At 73.9% G+C, this 16331-nt stretch carries 15 protein-coding genes; 5 read left to right on the top strand and 10 right to left on the bottom strand.

Translation table 11 applies throughout. The features are described 5' to 3' along the window. Positions 1-412: 412 nt before the first annotated feature. The 3 genes from HOY81_RS00165 to HOY81_RS00155 are packed head-to-tail and all read left to right on the top strand — an operon-like array spanning position 413 to position 3536. Positions 413-1690, top strand: coding sequence for an ABC transporter substrate-binding protein (locus HOY81_RS00165; protein ID WP_237316632.1), 1278 nt, complete (start codon positions 413-415; stop codon positions 1688-1690). A 5-nt stretch (positions 1691-1695) separates the two neighbouring features. Further along, entirely contained in the window at positions 1696-2643 is a 948-nt protein-coding gene (locus HOY81_RS00160) for a carbohydrate ABC transporter permease (protein WP_237316630.1), read from the top strand. Continuing rightward, complete coding sequence (locus tag HOY81_RS00155; RefSeq protein WP_237316628.1) at positions 2640-3536, top strand: carbohydrate ABC transporter permease; 897 nt, start codon at positions 2640-2642, stop codon at positions 3534-3536. The genes HOY81_RS00160 and HOY81_RS00155 overlap by 4 nt, the downstream gene beginning before the upstream one ends. 108 nt (positions 3537-3644) lie before the next feature. On the opposite strand, the gene HOY81_RS00150 is transcribed toward HOY81_RS00155, so the two are convergent. The 4 genes from HOY81_RS00150 to HOY81_RS00135 all read right to left on the bottom strand — a co-directional run bounded on the left by HOY81_RS00150 (position 3645) and on the right by HOY81_RS00135 (position 7872). Further along, positions 3645-4418: a 3-hydroxybutyrate dehydrogenase gene (locus HOY81_RS00150; protein ID WP_237316627.1), complete on the bottom strand. Its 774-nt coding sequence runs from the start codon at positions 4416-4418 to the stop codon at positions 3645-3647. 287 nt (positions 4419-4705) lie between these two features. After that, positions 4706-6220, bottom strand: a complete 1515-nt coding sequence (locus tag HOY81_RS00145; RefSeq protein ID WP_237316625.1) for a tannase/feruloyl esterase family alpha/beta hydrolase — start codon at positions 6218-6220, stop codon at positions 4706-4708. A 285-nt stretch (positions 6221-6505) separates the two neighbouring features. After that, entirely contained in the window at positions 6506-7186 is a 681-nt protein-coding gene (locus HOY81_RS00140; protein WP_237316622.1) for a DUF4360 domain-containing protein, read from the bottom strand. A gap of 41 nt (positions 7187-7227) precedes the next feature. Beyond that, positions 7228-7872, bottom strand: coding sequence for a DUF4360 domain-containing protein (locus HOY81_RS00135; protein WP_237316620.1), 645 nt, complete (start codon positions 7870-7872; stop codon positions 7228-7230). A gap of 745 nt (positions 7873-8617) precedes the next feature. Between HOY81_RS00135 and HOY81_RS00130 the strand changes: the two genes are divergently transcribed. Then, complete coding sequence (locus HOY81_RS00130) at positions 8618-10207, top strand: alkaline phosphatase (protein ID WP_237316619.1); 1590 nt, start codon at positions 8618-8620, stop codon at positions 10205-10207. A 133-nt stretch (positions 10208-10340) separates the two neighbouring features. Here the strand turns inward: HOY81_RS00130 and HOY81_RS00125 are convergent, their stop codons facing one another. Further along, positions 10341-12011 carry an alpha/beta hydrolase gene (locus HOY81_RS00125; protein ID WP_237316618.1) on the bottom strand — a complete coding sequence of 557 codons (1671 nt, stop codon included), beginning with the start codon at positions 12009-12011 and terminating at the stop codon, positions 10341-10343. A 320-nt stretch (positions 12012-12331) separates the two neighbouring features. On the opposite strand from HOY81_RS00125, the gene HOY81_RS00120 reads away from it, so the two are divergent. Further along, entirely contained in the window at positions 12332-13147 is an 816-nt protein-coding gene (locus HOY81_RS00120) for a hypothetical protein (protein ID WP_237316616.1), read from the top strand. Positions 13148-13207: 60 nt separating this feature from the next. On the opposite strand, the gene HOY81_RS00115 is transcribed toward HOY81_RS00120, so the two are convergent. The 5 genes from HOY81_RS00115 to HOY81_RS00095 all read right to left on the bottom strand — a co-directional run bounded on the left by HOY81_RS00115 (position 13208) and on the right by HOY81_RS00095 (position 16151). Beyond that, positions 13208-13885, bottom strand: coding sequence for an AIM24 family protein (locus HOY81_RS00115; protein ID WP_237316614.1), 678 nt, complete (start codon positions 13883-13885; stop codon positions 13208-13210). A gap of 112 nt (positions 13886-13997) precedes the next feature. After that, positions 13998-14330, bottom strand: a complete 333-nt coding sequence (locus tag HOY81_RS00110; protein ID WP_237316612.1) for a cupin domain-containing protein — start codon at positions 14328-14330, stop codon at positions 13998-14000. Positions 14331-14387: 57 nt separating this feature from the next. Further along, positions 14388-14900 carry an excalibur calcium-binding domain-containing protein gene (locus HOY81_RS00105; RefSeq protein ID WP_237316610.1) on the bottom strand — a complete coding sequence of 171 codons (513 nt, stop codon included), beginning with the start codon at positions 14898-14900 and terminating at the stop codon, positions 14388-14390. A 160-nt stretch (positions 14901-15060) separates the two neighbouring features. After that, positions 15061-15867, bottom strand: coding sequence for a Mut7-C ubiquitin/RNAse domain-containing protein (locus HOY81_RS00100; RefSeq protein WP_237316608.1), 807 nt, complete (start codon positions 15865-15867; stop codon positions 15061-15063). Next, the gene (locus HOY81_RS00095) at positions 15864-16151 is read right to left on the bottom strand and encodes an acylphosphatase (protein ID WP_237316894.1); all 288 of its coding nucleotides are present in this window, start codon (positions 16149-16151) and stop codon (positions 15864-15866) included. The genes HOY81_RS00100 and HOY81_RS00095 overlap by 4 nt, the downstream gene beginning before the upstream one ends. Between the last annotated feature and the right edge of the window lie 180 nt (positions 16152-16331).

Below are 16331 nucleotides of genomic sequence, written 5' to 3'. Positions count from 1 at the left end.
CGCACCCATCTGCGGAGCCACGCCGGCCCCCTCCGGACCGGTCCGCCGCCCCGGGTCTCGGTTCGGGAACGCCGGGCGGCCGTCCGGGTCCGGATATTGACACTCCCCGGCGTGCCTGGGCAGACTCACCACCCCCGCGACAACGTTGTCAACACCCTGTGCGGCCCGTGCCGGACCGAGTGTCCTGACGCGTCCCGGAGCCGGAGGGGTGCGGACGGCCGAGACGGGTGCGGAGGGCCCTGACCCCTCCCTCCCGTCCCGGCGTCACGCCGCGTCACGTCCGGCCGCGCGTTTCCGGGAGAGGGTGCGCGGGCGGAGCCACGGCGTCTCCCGGGGGCGGAGGCGGCCCCGCCGCGGCACCCGGCGGGCGCCGCCCGACGAGCGTACGCAGTGCGAGAAGACCGGAGGAACGATGAAGGCGACCACGTACATCCGCGGAGCCGCGCTGGCGCTGGCCGCCGTGCTCGGTGTGTCCGCGTGCGGGTCCGGTGACAGCGGCACGGGCTCCGGCGCCGGCGAGGTGGAGGTCTTCACCTGGTGGGCCCAGGGCAGCGAGAAGAAGGGACTGGACGCCCTGGTGGGGGTGTTCGAGAAGCAGCACCCCGACCTGAAGTTCGTCAACGGCGCGGTGGCCGGCGGGGCCGGCAGCGACGCCAAGAACGTGCTCGCCTCCCGGCTCCAGACGAACGACCCGCCGGGAACCTTCCAGGCGCACGCCGGGGCCGAACTCACGGACTACATCAACCAGGGCGACATCGAGCCGCTGACGAAGATGTACGAGGAGAAGGGGTGGAACGACCTCTTCCCGCAGGGCCTGCTGGACCAGATCAAGCAGGAGGGTGAGATCTACTCGGTGCCCTCCAACATCCACCGCGCCAACATGGTGTGGTCCAACCCCGCCGTGCTGAAGAAGGCCGGAGTGGACCCCGAGGCCACCTACGACGACCTCGACGCCTGGATCGCGGACCTGAAGAAGATCGACGCCGCGGGCGTCACACCGCTTTCCATCGCCACGGACTGGACCCAGGTGCACCTGCTGGAGACCGTGCTGCTGGCCGACCTCGGCCCGGAGGCCTACAACGGCCTGTGGGACGGCGGCACCGACTGGGGCTCGGCACAGGTGACCGAGGCGCTCAAGGACTACAAGACCCTGCTGGGCTTCACCAACTCCGACCGGCAGTCGCTGGACTGGCCCGACGCCACCCAGCTCGTCATCGACGGCAAGGCCGCCTTCAACGTGATGGGCGACTGGGCCGAGGCGGCGTTCGCGACCCAGGGCAAGGAGTTCGGCAAGGACTACGCCGCCTTCCCGGTCCCGGGCACCGACGGCGTCTTCGACTTCCTCGCCGACTCCTTCACCAAGCCGGTCGGCGCACCCAACCCCGGCGCGACCGAGGCGTGGCTGGACACGGTCGCCAGCGCGACGGGCCAGGAGGCGTTCAACAAGGCCAAGGGATCCATCCCGGCCAACCTCGAGGCCGACACCTCCGGCTTCGGCGCCTACCAGCAGACGGCGGTGAAGTCCTTCGCCGACGACACCATCGTCTCCTCGCTGGCGCACGGCGCCGCGGCACCGGTGAGCTGGCTCACCGACGTCACCACGGCGGTGAGCAAGTTCGGCAGCGGCGGCGACCTCGGCGGGCTCCAGAAGGACCTCGCCGCGGCGGCGGACAAGCACAGCGACGGCTGACGGACGTGGCTGCGGACGGGCCGGTCCCCGGGGACCGGCCCGTCCTCGACCTGGAGGTGAAAGTGCGCTCACGCGCCCGGAGGTTCGGACCGCCTCTGCTGCTCATCACGCCCTCGGTCCTGCTCGTCGGCGTGTTCGTGTACGGCCTCATCGCCGTCAACCTCAACACCTCGCTCACGGACCGGCACAGCCGCGCACCCGCCGAGGGATACGCCGGCTGGGACAACTACCACGCCCTGTTCACCGACGACACCTTCGTCTTCGCCCTGCGCAACCTGCTGCTCTACACGCTGACCTTCCTGGTGGGAGCGCTGTTCTTCGGCTTCCTGTGGGCGTGGATCCTGGAACGGGGCGCCCGGGGCGAGGGCGTCTTCCGTACCGTCTACCTGTTCCCCATGGCCGTGTCCTTCGTCGCCTCCGGCGTGGTGTGGCGGTGGCTGCTCAACAGCGCCGAGGGCGACCGCGCCTCCGGCCTCAACGGGCTGCTGGGCTCCCTCGGCCTGGACTTCCTGCAGAACCCCTGGTGGGCCCATGACCAGTGGGGGATCCTGGCCATCGCCATGCCGGCGATCTGGCAGCTCTCCGGCTATGTCATGGCGCTCTTCCTCGCCGGTTTCCGCGGGGTGCCGGAGGAACTGCGCGAGGCGGCCCGGGTGGACGGCGCCTCCGAGTGGCAGATGTACCGCCATGTGATCTTCCCGCAGCTCAGCCCGGTGGCGCTGTCCGCGATCATCATCGTCGGCCACATGTCGCTGAAGGTCTTCGACCTCATCATGGCCATCGCGGGGCAGACCAACTACACGACGCAGGTCCCGGCGACCCGGATGTGGATCGAGTTCACCCGCGGCGACTACGCCCTCTCCGCGGCCATCGGCACCGTGATGCTGGTCATCGTGGCCGTCCTGATCGTGCCGTACCTGGTCCACAACTACCGTCAGGAGCGCCAGCGGTGACCGTCCCGACCACTGTGCTTCCCGAGAGGACGCCGGCCGGCGCCCCCGCACCCGGCAGCACGCCACCCCGCCGGCGGCGCGGCCGCGGCGTCACCGTGCTGCGCTACGCGCTGCTCCTGCTCTTCCTCTGCCTCGTCCTGATGCCGGCGTACGTGCTCCTGGTGACCAGCTTCAAGGCGCCGGGCGACGCCACGCCGGACCGTGCCTGGCTGCTGCCGACCGAGTTCCACACCGACGGCTGGGCGCGGGCCTGGGAGCAGTTGGCCCCCGCGCTCGGGCGCACCTTCTCCCTGGTGATCCCGGCGTCCCTGCTCAGCGCCCTGCTCGGGGCGATGAACGGCTTCGTGCTCTCCCGCTGGCGGTTCCCCGGCGCCGACCTGGTGTTCACGCTGCTCCTGTTCGGCATGTTCATCCCCTACCAGGCGGTGATGATCCCGCTGGTGGAGCTGATGCAGGGGATCGGCGTGCCCAGCGGCATCCCGAGCCTGATCGTGCTGCACGTGGTCTTCGGCCTGCCGATCACCACGCTCATCTTCCGGAACTACTACGCGGGCGTCCCGCACGAGCTCATCGAGGCCGCCCGGGTCGACGGGGCGGGCATGCTCCGCACCTTCGCCTCGGTGATCCTGCCGCTCTCGGCCCCGGCGTTCGTGGTGACCCTGATCTGGCAGTTCACCTCGGCGTGGAACGACTACCTGTTCGCGCTGTTCTTCTCGAACTCGCGGAACGGCCCCGTGACCATCGCGCTCAACTTCCTCGCCAGCGGGCAGCTGCAGGACTACTCCGCCAGCATGGCGGGCGCGCTGATCGCCTCCTTCCCGACGCTGATCGTGTATATCGTCCTCGGCCGCTGGTTCCTCGGCGGTCTGATGGCCGGTTCCGTCAAGAGCTGAGCGGGAGCCCCGGAGGACACACCGGCGGCCGGCCACGTCCGGCCGCCGGCGCGCGTCGTGCCGGACGGAGCCCCGGCGGGGCACCGTCCGGGACGGCGCAGGGGGAGGTCAGTGTGCGGTCCAGGCGCCGTCCAGGGGGAGGGAGGCGCCGGTGAGGTGCACGGTGTGCGGACCGCAGAGCCAGAGGGCCATGGCCGCGACCTCCTCCGGCTCGATCAGCCGCTTGACGGCGGACCGCTCCAGCAGCACCTCGGAGACCACCCGTTCCGGTGCGATCCCGTGTGCCTCCGCCTGCGCGGCGATCTGCCCCTCGACCAGCGGCGTCCGGACATATCCCGGGTTGATGCAGTTGCTGGTGACCCCGTGCGCGGCGCCCTCCAGCGCGGTGACCTTGCTCAGTCCCTCCAGGGCGTGCTTGGCGGTGACGTACGCGGCCTTGTAGGGGCTGGCGCGCAGACCGTGCACGCTGGAGATGTTCACCACCCGCCCCCAGCCGCGGGCGTACATGTGCGGCAGGGCCCGGCGGAGCAGCAGGAACGGCGCGGTGACCATCACCTGCTGGATCAGCGTGAACCGCTCCGGCGGGAAGTCCTCCAGCCGGGCCACGTGCTGCAGCCCGGCGTTGTTCACCAGCACGTCCGCATCCGCCGGAAGGTGGGCGAGCGCCTCGGCATCGGCCAGGTCGACGGAGTGCGGGCGTCCGCCGACCTCCTCGGCGACCGCCTTGGCCGCCTCCCCGTCCACGTCCGCCACGTGCACCACGGCCCCGGCCGCGGCGAGCGCCCGGGCACAGGCCCGCCCGATGCCGCTGCCGCCGCCGGTCACCAGGGCGGTACGGCCGGACAGGTCGGCGGGTAGAGGGGCGTCGAATCCGGTAGTCATGCCTGGAGACGGTAGGCAGCGGCCACGCCCGCGCCTACGTGCCGGGATCCCACACTCGGTGGGGCGGGCATGTGGGCAGGCACCACGCCGCGGAGACCGGCCCGGAAGCCGGGGGAGCAGGTGCCTCGGGGCCGCGTCCCGGTGGCCGCGGGGCACCCCCTGGGGCACGAGCACGGGTGCGGGCACGGGGCCGCGCGGCCCCGTGCCCGTCGGCGCAGGCCCGGGCACACGGGAGCCCCGGGCGCGCGGCCGGGGGCCGGCGCTCCGGGGCGTACGGGCAGGGGCGCTCAGTGCGGTCCGGCGGCCCGCGGCGCGCCGATCGGGCACCGGGCCGCCGCGCCGCCGGCGCCGTCCCGGCCGCCGGCCTGCCCGGACAGCCGCTGCTCCAGCGCGGCCAGCGCCGAGCGGAAGCACGGCTCCAGCGGCCGCAGCCGCCCGGGGAAGACGTCCACCAGCCCGTCGACATGGGTGCCGCCCTCGACGCGGTGGTAGCGGTGCAGATCCCCGCGGCCCGCCTCGCGCACCATCTCCGCGTAGACGTCGGAGGACTCGCTGATCGGCAGCAGCACGTCCAGCGTGCCGTGGAAGCTGATCAGCGGCCTGCCGATGCGGCCGGTCAGTCCGATCCGGTCCACCGCGCGGTGCACCTCGCGGGGCCGCTCCGCGTAGGCGTAGTCCGTGTCGCAGGCGGGGGTGCCGGGTGCGCAGAACGGCGTGCCCGCCTCCCGCTCCCCGTCGAACCCGGGGTCGAACTCCTCGCGGTAGATCCGCTGGGTCACGTCCCAGTAGTGGTCGTAGTGGAACGGCCACAGGAACTCGGAGCCGGCGGGGAACCCGGTCTCCCGCAGCGCGGCGTGCGCCTCGTCCGCCCCGGCGCCCCCGGCCGCGTACACCGGGTAGGCGCGCAGGGCGGGCGGCAGGAAGGTGAAGAGGTTCGGGCCCGGCCCGGTCGCGTGACCGCCGCCGTGGCCGCCGCGCCGTGCGGCGGACCGCCACAGGGTGCCCTCCCAGTCGATCCCGCCGTCGTAGAGCCACGGACGGTTCTCGAGCTGCCAGCGCACCAGATAGCCGCCGTTGGAGAGGCCGGCCGCCAGCGTCCGCTCCGGCGGGCGCAGATAGCGCTGCGTCACCACGGCCCGGGCCGCCCGGGTGAGCTGGGTGACCCGCCGGTTCCACTCGGCGACCGCGTCGCCCGGGCGCCGGCCGTCGCGGAAGAACGCGGCGCCGGTGTTGCCCTTGTCCGTCGAGGCGAAGGCGTAGCCCCGGGAGAGCACATGGTCGCCCAGCGCCCGGTCGTTGGCGTACTGCGCCCGGACGCCCGGTGCGCCGGACACCACCAGGCCGCCGTTCCAGCGGTCGGGCAGCCGGATGACGAACTGGGCGTCGTGGTCCCAGCCGTGGTGCCCGTTGGTCCGGGAGGTGTCCGGGAAGTAGCCGTCGATCTGGATGCCGGGCACCCCGCTGGGCGCCGGGGCGTCCGCGGCGGTCAGACCGGCCCAGTCCGCGGGCACGGTGTGGCCGGAGGCGACGGTGCCGGCGGTGGTCAGCTCCGGCAGGCAGTCGGCTTGCTGGTGCGCCGCTCCGGGGACGGTGAGACGGTCCACGCGCGCGCACGGGCCGCCGGTCCCGCCGCCCCGGCCGTCCCCACCCGCGGGCGGTGGCTGGGCCGCCGCCGCGGGCACCAGCAGCAGGCCGGCGGCGAGCAGCACCAGGCCGGAGCCGGCCGCGGAGCGCGCGGCCGCCGGCGGCGGCCCGGGTCTCCGCCGGGCGGCGGGGCGGTGTCGGAACAGGCGGGCGAGCATGGGGCCTCCCGGGACGGCTCGGCCGGTCGCGGCGGCCCGGGCAGGACAGGCCCGGGTGCGGCGGACGCGGCGGACGGACGGCCGCGCGCCGGGCCGCCGCCACGGCGGCGGGTCGCGGGCCGGAGAGCGCGAGTCACGGTAGGCCGGGCCCGGTCCGGGCGTAATGGCGGCGGGCACCACAATCGGGCGCCCGGCGGTGGAGGTACGGGCCGTCGGCGCCGCGCCGGGCGGGCCGGAGCGCGGGCCCGGCGGGGACCCGCGCTCCGGTACCGGCGGGCGGAGGGGTCAGCTCCGTCCGGCGGGGGCCTGCTCACACTCCTTCCAGGCGAAGTGGTAGGTGGTGCTCACCTCGCCGTCCGTCGAGTCCATGGTCATGAAGCTGGTCGTGGTGGAGGTGTCCGACGTGCCCGCGCTGACCCGCAGTTCGGTGTTGATGTTGAAGTTCCGCAGCTCGCCGCAGGGCGCCCAGACCAGGGAGGCCCACTCCGTCTCGTCCGTCGCCTGCCAGTTGTCGTCGTACGCGCCGGAGTACGTGTGGGTGTGCTGGGTCGTCTCCGACGACCCCTGGAAGTAGTACGACGCCTTCGACATCCCCGAGGCGCCCTCCGCCAGGTACGCGTAGCCGCGGTAGTCCACGCTGGCGATGGCGTAGGTGAACCCCTGCGGTACGTGCATCACCAGGTTGAGCTGGCAGTTCTTCCGGAAGTCGATCGGGCTGGAGCCCTTGCCGACCTGTGCCAGGTAGTCCGAGTAGGTGACCGTGAACGCCTTGTTGTCCGGCGAGACGGCGATGGCGGCCGTCCCCTCCGGGCAGCCGGAGCCGTTGACCGTCGCGATGGTGATCACGATCTCGTCGTCGGGCACGTCCTCGAAGTACGGGGGTGTGGACTGCTGGTGCGTGCCGGAGAGCGTCGAGGCGGCGAACAGCGCCGCGACGGCACCTCCCGCGAGAAGAACACCGGGCATGGTTCTCCCATCGGATGTCGGATGCCTGCCGGAGAGGGCGATCAGCACTTCTTCCAGGCGAGCTGGAAGAGCGTGCTCACGCTGCCGTCGGTCGAGTCCATCGTCATGAAGCTCGCCCCCTCCGCCGAGTCCGAGGTGCCGGCGTGCACCCGGAGTTCGGAGTTCACGTTGACGTTCTTGTCCTCGCCGCACGGCGCCCAGATCAGCGCGCTGTAGTCCGTGCTGTCCCGCGTCTGCCAGTTGTCGCTGTACGGGCCCTGGAAGGCGTGGCTCTGCGTGGCGGTCTCGGAGGAGCCCTGGAAGTAGTAGCTCGCCTTCTGCAGCCCGTGCGCGCCCTGCTGGAGGTGGGCGAAGCCGCGGTAGTCCACGCTGGCGACCGCGTAGGTGAAGCCCTGCGGCACGTGCACGTCCAGGTTGAGCTGGCAGTTCTTGCGCATCTCGGTGGGTTCGGCACCCGCCCCGACCCGGGCGAGATAGTCGCTGTAGGTCACGGTGAAGGCGGTGTTGTCGTGTGCGACGGCGACGGCCGCGGTGCCTCTGGGGCAGCCCGAGCCGTTCACCGTCTCGATCCCGATCTCGATTCTTCCGGAGGGCACCTCGTCTGCGGGTGCGGCATGTGCGGTCGAGGCGAGGGTCGAGGCGAGCAACGCCGCGACCGCGCCACCGGTGAGAAGGGCACCGGACATGGTTCTCCTTCCGAGCGTGGGCGGGCGGCGGGCCGGTGGGGGGACCGGTGCCGCCCGGAGGGAGGGCCCGCCGGGCGGGCGTCGCCGGCCCGGGGGCGGTGGGGGACTGTCCTCCTCCGCCCGTCCCGCACGGTGCGGCGCGGATGGGCGCAGGGGCATGCCGATTGCACGTTTCGTCATGCGAAGAAACGCCCCGCCGCACTGCGCGCGGAGGGGGTGTGATCTGCTTCTCGCGGTGCTGTGTGCTGCGTACGGCTGGGTCATGGCCGACGCCGGAGCCCCGCGGAGAGAGCGGGATTTGCACGTTCCCCAACGGCTGACACCATAGCGCCGCGCACGCCACCGCTCCAGAGCGCGCGCAACCGGTGAGGGCGGGCTTTCCGGCCATTTCCGCCCCGGTCGTGTCACCGGCGGCAGGCAGGGCGGAGGGGCCCCCTGTCCTGCGCGGTGTCCCCGTCCGTCCGCATTGCTCGCTCTGTGACGAAGTGCGGTGTACCGGTGGGTCGCACGCGCCGCTGACGTGCCCGGAACCCCTGGCCACCAGGGGTGCGCCCGGGCCGCCGGGTGCTGTCTTGCGCGCGCGTAGAGCGCCGCCGCACCCGGGCGAAGGGACGGCCGACGCCCGCTCTCTGACGGCGGTTCACGCGCGCGTGGGGGGAATGTCAGGTGCGTATGTCTCCATGAGCGCCGCCCCCCACGCCCCGCGTACGCGGGCAGCAGACGACCCGACAAGGAAGGGCCCCGCATGACCCGTTCCGCCAGATCGTCGAGCAACTCCCCGGCACCGTCCCGGCGCGGCCTGCTGGCCGGCGCAGCCGGAGCCACGGTGCTGGGAGCGTCCACGCTGGGGACCTCCCCGGCCTGGGCCCGCGGCCCCGCACGCAGGGGGACGCTGCACGAGCCCTTCACCCTCGGCGTGGCCTCCGGCGAACCGCTGCCGGACGGCGTGGTCCTCTGGACGAGGCTGGCGCCCGAGCCGCTGGCCGCCGACGGACGGGGCGGCATGCCGCCGATACCCGTCCCCGTGCTGTGGCAGGTGGCCGAGGACGAGCGGTTCCGGCGCGTCGTCCGGGCCGGCGCCGAGATCGCGCGACCGGACGCGGGCCACGCGGTGCACGTGGAGGTCTCGGGCCTGCGGCCCGGCGCCGACTACTTCTACCGCTTCCGCGCCGGCCGCGAACTCAGCCCGGTCGGCCGCACCCGGACGGCGCCCGCGCCCGGCTCCCGACCGGACCGCTTCCGCTTCGCCTTCGCGAGCTGCCAGAACCGCCCGGCCGGCTACTACAACGCCCACGCCGGGATGGCGGAGGAGGACCTGGACCTCGTCGCCTTCCTCGGCGACTACATCTACGAGGGCGACGCCCAGGGTGAGGTCGGCCGCGGCCATCTGCCGGCCGCGGAGGTCTGGTCGCTCGCGGACTACCGCGTCCGGCACGCACAGTACCGCTCCGACGCCGACCTCCAGGCGGTGCACGCCGCCTTCCCGTGGGCCGTCGTCTTCGACGACCACGAGGTGGAGAACAACTGGGCGGACGAGAACTCGGAGGAGGACGACGAGCCGGACCAGGACCCCGCGGTGTTCCTGCGCCGCCGGGCCCGCGCGCTGCAGGCGTACTACGAGCACATGCCGCTGCGGCGGGCCCAGCGGCCGCGCGGCCCCCACATGCAGCTCTACCGCAACCTCGCCTTCGGCGACCTGGTGGACCTCCGCTTCCTCGACACCCGCCAGTACCGTGACGACCAGGTGGGCGACGACGGCCACGGCGACCCCTCCCGGACCCTGCTGGGCGCCCGGCAGAAGGCGTGGCTGAAGCGGTCGCTGGCCCGGCCCACCACCCGCTGGAACGTCCTGGCCCAGCAGGTCTTCTTCTCCCGGCGCGACTTCGTGGCGGGCGACGGAACCAACTTCAGCAACGACGCCTGGGACGCCTACCGCGTGGAGCGCGACGAGATGCGCGACCACCTCGCCGCCGCCGGCACCCCGAACCCCGTCGTGATCACCGGAGACGTGCACGCCGGGTACGTCTGCGACATCAAGGCCGACTTCCTGGAGCCGGACTCCGCCACCGTGGCCACCGAGCTGGTCGGCACCTCGATCAGCAGCGGCGGCGACGGGGAGGACCAGCGCCCGGGCGACCTGGTGCAGCTCGCGGAGAACCCGCACATCCGGTTCATCAACCGCAAGCGCGGCTACGTACGCAACGTCGTCACCCGGGACGAGTGGACCGCCGACTACCGCATCGTCGACCACGTGACCCGGCGCGGCGCGCCGGTGCACACCCGTGCCCGCTTCGTCGTGGAGCACGGGCGACCGGGGGCCGAGCCCGCCTCCTGACGGGCCGTGGGCCGGGCGGCGCGAGGGTGCGTGCCCCCTCCGGGCTGCCCGGCCCACGGCGGCGTGCGGAACGCGCGGCGCCCCGGACGGCCGTCCGTCCGGGGCGCCGGGGGTACCTGCCGGCCGCGGACCGTCAGGGACGGAAGCCGAGCAGCCGGTGCAGCTCGGCGCCGTCACCCGCGGTGCTCCGGGCCGGGGCGTCCGCGGCCTTCGTACGGGCCTGCTGCTGCGCCGCGCCGGAGTCGCCGGCCGTGGCCGCCTCCTCCTGCTCCGCGGACGACGCCGCGGCGGCCGGCTCCGGTTCGGGCAGTGCCGGGCAGACGGCGTCCGCCTCACCCGTACCGCCGCGCGGCACCTCGCCGTCGGCCAGGTAGGCGACCAGGTGGTCGTCGAGGCACTGGTTCCCGCTCAGCGAGATGCCGTGGTTGCCGCCGCCCTGCTCGACTACGAGGCTGGAGCCCTCCAGCTTCCGGCGGGCGACCACACCGCCCTCGTAGGGCGTGGCCGCGTCGTCGGTGGCCTGGAAGATCAGCACCGGCGGCAGGTCGTCGTTGGACACGTCCGGCGGAGTCAGCGACCGGGTGGGCCAGAACGCGCACGGCGCGTTGTACCAGGCGTTGTTCCAGGTCATGAACGGCGCCTCGGAGTGCACCTTCCACATGTCCCGGTGCCAGGTGCCCCAGTCACGCGGCCAGGAGGCGTCGCGGCACTCCACCGCGGTGTAGACGGAGTAGCCGTTGTCGCCGCCCGCGTCCACCGCGGCGAAGTTCTCGAACGCGGTGACCAGCGGTTCCTCGTCGCCCTCGGTGACATAGGCGGAGAACGCCTCGGCCAGGGTGGGCCAGTAGCCGTTGTAGTAGCCGCCGGGCAGGAAGGTGTCCTCCAGCTCGGCGCCGCCGACCGTGCCGCCGGCCGGGTCCCTGCGGACCGCCTCCCGCATCTCGTACCAGGCCGCCTCGACCTTCTCCGGGTCGGTGCCGAGCCCGTACTGCGCGTCGTGCTCGGCGACCCAGCGGGCGAACTCCTTGTGGCGTGCGTCGAAGGCGTAGTCCTGCTGGATGTTCGCGTCGTACCAGACGTTCTCCGGGTTCACGACGCTGTCCAGGACCGCGCGCCGCACCCGGTCGGGGTGCAGCTTGGCGTAGACGGCGCCGAGGTAGGTGCCGTACGAGTAGCCGAAGTAGTTGATCTTCCCGGCGCCCAGCGCACGGCGGATGACGTCCATGTCCTCCGCGGCGTTCACCGTGTTGATGTTCCGCAGCACCCCGCGGTGCTTCTTCCCGCACTGCTCGGCGAACTTCCAGGCGCGCAGCACGTTCTTCAGCTCGCCGCCCCAGGAGCGCGGCACGCTGTCCGGGCGCACCGGGTCGAAGTGGCCCGGCCGGCAGTTCAGGGCGGGCTCGCTCTTCCCCACACCACGCGGGTCAAAGCCGATGACGTCGTACTGGGAGGCGACCTCCTCGGGCAGCGAGGAGGCCACATAGCCGGCCAGTCCCAGGCCGCTGCCCCCGGGACCGCCGGGGTTGACCAGCAGCGGGCCCTGGTACGTGTCCGCGGTGGCCGGTACCCGGGAGAGCGCCAGGGTGATCTTCTCGCCGTGCGGCCGGCGGTGGTCCAGCGGCACCTCCACCGAGGAGCACTGAAGGGTCGGATAGCGTTCGGTGGCGCAGTCCTCCCAGGCCAGTCCGGTGGCGGGGCGGTCGCCCGCGGTGGCGGGGGCGGGGCTCGCCGAGGCCGGCTGGGTCCCCAGCGTTCCGGCGAGCATCACGGCGGCGCCCGAGAGGGCGATCGTGCGTCTCTTCATCTCGTCTCCGTCGACGGCGGCATGCGGGCTGCTGGGTCAGCGGCCCACCGCATCGTGCCGGAAAACGATCGCGCACAGACACCTTTCTCCGCAGATTTGGCCGTGTCATGACCATCTTTTCCTCCCAACGGCGCCCGGTCCGCCCGCCGGAGGGGACACGCGGGGTGGCGGACGGCCGTCACAAGGGCCGCGCGGCGCCACGGAGAGGCGATGGGGGATGATGGAGGCCCGCTGCTCTGTCGTGACGAGATGCGGGGTCGTGGCTGACGGGGAGCCCGCGCGGGGGGCGGTTCGGCAGCGGGCCCGTGACGAGGTGCCAGATGACGCAGCCGCCCGGACAGCCTCCGCAGTACGGTCCCCCGGGCCCGCAGCCGCCGGGGCAGCCGCCGACGCCCCCGCAGTATCCGCCGCCGCAGCAGCCGTACGGGCAGCCGCCGGCGGGCTCCTACGGCGCGCCCGGTCCGTACGGCGCGCCCGGTCCCTACGGCCACCAGCCCTACGGGGGCGGCTGGCCGCCGCCCCCGCCGAACGGCCCGGGCACCCGGGGGAAGACCCTCGCGATCGCGGCGGGCGCCGCCGCCGTCGTCCTGCTGATCGCCGGCGGGGTCTACGTCGCCGTGGACGGCGCCGGCGACGGCGGCGGGAAGCCCGTGGCGGACAGCAGCAGCGCCGTCCCGTCGGGCGGCCCCGGCGACGACACCGAGCCGACCGGCGCACCGACCGGCGAGCCGCTCGACGACGGGTACGACACACCGGAGCCCACGGACCCGCCGTCCGGCACCCACGACGGGAACGACGACTACGGCGACGATCCCGGCCCGCCGCCGGCCGACGGTGAGTGGGAAGGGTCCTGGCAGTCGGACGACTTCACGACGATGGCCGTGGGAGAGGAGCGCACCGGCGGCAAGGCCGCCGGCAAGCACACCGTCTCGTACCTGGCGTCCGGCAAGGGCGTGTGCGTCGGCCTCGGCGACGAGCGCAGCGGCGGCGCCGAGTTCCGGGTCGCGCTGCAGTGCGGTACGGGCGAGGACGAGGAGTACGTCGGCGCGACGGCGGAGAAGACCGACGGCGGCGCCGCGCTCACCCTCCACTGGGACGACGGCGGTTCGGACACCCTGGACTGGGCCGGGACCTAGGCCCCGGCGCCGGGCCGTGCGGGCGCCCGCCGGGCCGTACGGCCCGGCGCCGGCGCGGCGTCAGCCGCCCGACTGACGGACCGGCCGGCTCTCGGACGGCCGTACGATCACAAAGCCCTCGCCCTCCAGCTTGAGCTGCACCGCCTCGCCGGAGCCGCCGCGGATCATGGACCCGAAGCTCTGCGAGCGGTGCAGCGAGGTGTGGAGCTGGGCACTCCAGCCGACCACGGCGTCGGTGTCCACGAAGACCGGCGACTGCGGCGAGACCGGGATGACGACGGGGGAGCCGTCGCAGGTCACCCCGAGCCTGCCCTGCCCGGAGAAGAGGCAGTTGAAGAGCCCGCCGCCGGCCATGCCCGCGCCCTGCACCATCTTGATCTCGTAGCTCAGGCTCGCGTCGAAGCACAGCACGTTGCGCCCGTTGAGGGTGAGGGAGTCGCCCGGGGCGAAGTCCACGATGAAGCAGTTCGCCGCCTCGTGGGCGAACCAGGCCTCGCCCTGCCCGCGCACGGTCATCAGGGGCAGGCCCTCGCCGGTGACGGCCCGCTTCAGGAAGTTCCCGACCCCCTGGCCCTTCTTCTCGAACTGGAGGTTGCCGCGGAAGGCGACCATCGCACCCTGCCGGGCGTAGCACTCGCCGTTCACCGCGTACTTGAGCGACTTGGCGTTCTGCTGGGTCAGGCCGGGCGCGGTCGCCGGCTGGGCCATGTTCTCGGAGGCGAAGAGCTCACTCTGCATGTCCGGATCCTCCCCCGGAATCCGTCGCTCCGCCAAGCGCGCGGGGCGCCCGGGCGCCGGTGTCCCGCCCCGCGCCCCGGCGGACGGGCCGGGGCGCGGAGGCGGGGCGGGCTCAGCCGGGCTTGGCGACGGTGAGCAGGAAGGCGGAGTCCTCCAGAGCCTCCACACTGTGCCGTTCCGGCGGCACCGCGATCAGGTCGCCCCGGCGGCCCTCCCAGGAGACGTCCCCGCAGACCAGCCGTACGCGCCCGTGCAGGACCAGCACCGTGGCCTCCCCCGGCGACGCGTGCTCGGCGTGCGACCTCCCCTCCGTCAGCGCGAGCAGCGTCTGGCGCAGCACGCGCTCGTGTCCGCCGTAGACCGTCTCCGCGCTGCGTCCGTTGGCGTCCCCGGCGGCGCTCTTCAGCAGTTCGCGGGCTTGCGCGTCCAGTGACAGCTTCTGCATACCGCCCATTGTGCGCGATACGGACCCGGCGTGCCGCTCCGCCGCCCGGCGCGGCGGTCAGCCGTCGCACCCCACGCCGTCGGCGTCGCGGTCCAGGTGGGGGCCGTAGCCGGGTTCCCCGCGGAGCACCGGGGTGTCCCCGGCGGCCCGGGCGGCGTCGCAGTTCTCGTAGAAGAACGGGACGGAGCCGCCGTCGTGGTCCTCCCCGGAGCCGCCACCGGTCCCGGCCTCCCGGTCCACGACGGGGGCCGGGGCGGTGGCGGTGACGGTGGTCCGCACCGTGGCTTCCACCCGGACCGTCTCCGTCGCGGTCACCGTGGGCGCCGGGGCGGCCCCGGGCGTGGCGGTGGCGGTGACCGTGGTGGTGACGGTCGGGTGCGGCGCCGCCCGGTTCCCGGTGCCCCCGCCCTCCGCCGCGCTGGTGCCGCCGAGCGCCACGCCGACCATCAGGGTCACGAAGGCCGCGGGCAGCAGGATGCGCTTGCGCGCCCAGCGCGGAGGACCGCCGGGGTACGGACCCGGCTGCGGGCGCGACGGATCGTACGGATTCCCCGGTTGCCGTCGATGCATACCAGCCCCCTCGCGACGTGAGGCGGCCCATTGTGGCCGATGTGGGGCAATAGCATGCGGTGTTCGGAGAAAGTGGCCGACGGGCTCCGGCGCGCCGGTTCCGGGCCCGGTCGGCGACCGTGCCCGGCAGGCCGCGGTCGTGTCCGGCCGGCCCCGGCGTTCAGCCCGCCGCGGCCGCGCGGGCCGCGGCGACCCGCTCGGCCAGCCGCGCGTGGTGGGCGCCCGGCCAGTACAGCCGGTCGCACGCCCGGCAGCGGGTGAAGGTGTCATACGTCCGCCGGGTCCCCGGCGGCAAGCGGTGCGCGACGGCCGACTTGGCGACCGGTTCCAGCGGGCCGTTGCAGTGCAGGCACCGCGTCCAGGGCGCCAGTGGGGGCGCGAACCGGTCCAGCACATCGGTGAGCTGGGCGTCCGGGCGGCTGCCGTGCACGTACCCGCCCAGCCACAGCGCCCGGCGCCGCAGCAGTCCTCGGTCCTGGGTGAGCAGCACCCGGTGCTCGGCGTTGGCCCGGGCCAGCAGCGCCTCGTCGTCCAGGTCGTTGCCGTAGGCGGTGTCCACGCCGACCAGGCGGAGCCGCCGGGCCAGCGCGCCGAGGTGCACGTCGAGCAGGAAGCGCGGAGGCCGGTGGGGCACGGGCTGCGGGCGTGCGACGGGCTGCACGGTCAGTTCCGCGCCCGGTGCCGCGACCTGCGAGAGCGGCACCGGTCCGCCGTCCGCCCGCACGGCGCCCACCTCGGTCAGCGGGACTCCCAGGGACTCCACGAGGTGCCCCAGCGTGGAGGTGCCGTCGGTGCGGCAGTCCACCTCGCCGCCGCGGTGGCGTGCCGGCAGGAAGAAGCGCAGTTCCTCGGGGAAGCGCAGCCGCAGCGTGGCGGGAGGGGCGGGGGGAGAAGCGGGGGGAGAAGGAGTGTGCGGGGCGCCGGAGTCCCCGGCGGAGGCGGCGGGCGGGTGCGGGGCGCCCGTCATGCGGGCCGCCACGGCGTCGGCCGGACCTCGAAGCCGGTCAGCCCGTGCGGCTCCTCCTCGGTCACCCGCACGTCGTCCACCGCGGCCGCGGGCGGCCCGTCGTGGGCCCAGGCGACCAGCCGGTCGACCGCGTCCGTCTCGCCCTCGAAGACGGCCTCGACCGTACGGTCCGGAAGGTTCCGCACCCATCCGCGCACCCCGTGCGCGGTGGCGGTCGAGCGGCAGGTGTCACGGAAGTAGACGCCCTGCACGTCCCCGGAGACGATCACGTGTTTGCGGGTCATCGGCGGCACCTCCCAGCCGTGCGGCGGCGACACCTCTCCATCGTACGGAGGGGCCGGGGGCCACGCCGCGAGCTCCCCGGCGCTCTCGGGAGGCGGAGAGCGCCGGGGAGCGGGGCGGGTGCCGGGTCCGGGCGCGCCGGACCGTACCGGCCCGGTGCGGCCGGGCCCTGGTCGTGCCCT

Origin of the sequence: Streptomyces sp. JJ36 (genome assembly GCF_021696945.1) — a bacterium.
Classification (GTDB): Bacteria; Actinomycetota; Actinomycetes; order Streptomycetales; family Streptomycetaceae; genus Streptomyces.
This window is presented reverse-complemented; position numbering and strand designations above follow the sequence as displayed.